Origin of the sequence: Barnesiella sp. (assembly GCF_022723415.1) — a bacterium.
Taxonomy (GTDB): domain Bacteria; phylum Bacteroidota; class Bacteroidia; order Bacteroidales; family Barnesiellaceae; genus Barnesiella; species Barnesiella intestinihominis.
The window spans coordinates 1-1,271 of record NZ_JAIJHU010000144.1 but is presented as its reverse complement, the minus strand read 5'-3'; the positions used below and the strand labels follow the sequence as shown (position 1 = coordinate 1,271).

Here is a 1,271-nt window from a genome sequence, read left to right as displayed (position 1 = left end):
CTTCATCATCAGCGCGCAAGACTTTTGCTTTGATGTATTTATAATTATCCATTTTATATAATAATTTTAATTCGTTTTCAATTACTGCGCTAAATTACTAAAAAAATCTGATATGTATTAAAAATGAAAGAAAAAAAAACATTTTTCTTCTTTTTGTATATGTTATATAGTTCCAATGGAGGTGGTATGAGTGGACAGAAAAAGGACGCTGCTGGCTCAGTAGGATTTTTCAGGCAGTCCCTATGTGATTTATTCTATTTTCCCCTGGTGGTTGATATAGAGATGGGTGAGGATGCTCTCCACCTTTGACAGGGAAGAGTCTATGTCCAATGGCTCGTTATCGGAATCGGTAATTTAGGTATTAATTTATCAGGAGACACGAGTTTTGTTCCATCCATTATACAATATGTTGATCCTGCAGGATAACTTTTGCGACAGACAGGACAAATAGGATCCTCTATGAAAGATTCTTCCAGATTACAGCTGCGCTCCATCTGCCGACTGCAATTCCATTCTTTTAGGATTATCCATATATTTTATTATTGCTTGCTATTTTTCTTCAATTCTGCCTCAATATCCTCAATACTAGGTAATGAACTCTTAAACTCTTTAGGCAGCAAGTTAACCCCCTCAAACTCAGAGATTCCTATCGGTTGATTATAACCTTCAAGAGAATATTGCGCAAATATATTATCTTTCGATTTACAGATGAGCAAACCAATCGTAGGATTGTCAGCATCACTCTTTAGTGTATGGTTTACAAACGACATATAGGCTGATAGTTGTCCCAGATATGAAGGTTCAAACTCGGTAACTTTCACCTCTATCACCACATAACTATGAACTCGCGTGTTGTAGAAAAGCAAATCAAGAAACTGCTCTTTCGAACTAACCTGTAAACGATATTCTTGCCCCATAAAGGCAAAACCGCTTCCCAATTCCATAAGAAATCGGATAATATTATCTATGAGAGCCTGTTTCAGTTCTTTTTCTTTGAAACCTTCTGTCATCGTCAGGAAATCAAAGTTGTATGGATCATGCAACAATTCCTTTGCCAATTCACTCTGTGGTGTAGGAAGTGTGTTGCAGAAATTGTTCACAGCATTACCTGTGCGTTCGTAAAGATCTGTGTCAAGATGATTTAGCAATACAGCACGACTCCAGTTTCCCTCCATTGCCTTTGCAACAAAAAACAATCCTTTCTGCACATCACCTTTTATCTTGTCGAGGATGAACTTGTGGTGTGTCCATGGTATTGAAAAAAGCATCTC

General features: G+C 37.3%; 1 protein-coding gene. It reads right to left on the bottom strand.

What is annotated here, in order from left to right; all coding sequences use genetic code 11:
• Nucleotides 1–539: 539 nt before the first annotated feature.
• Nucleotides 540–1,271, bottom strand: a 732-nt coding sequence (locus QVD32_RS13160; RefSeq protein WP_287710390.1) for a PDDEXK nuclease domain-containing protein, incomplete at its 5' end; no start/stop codon positions are given.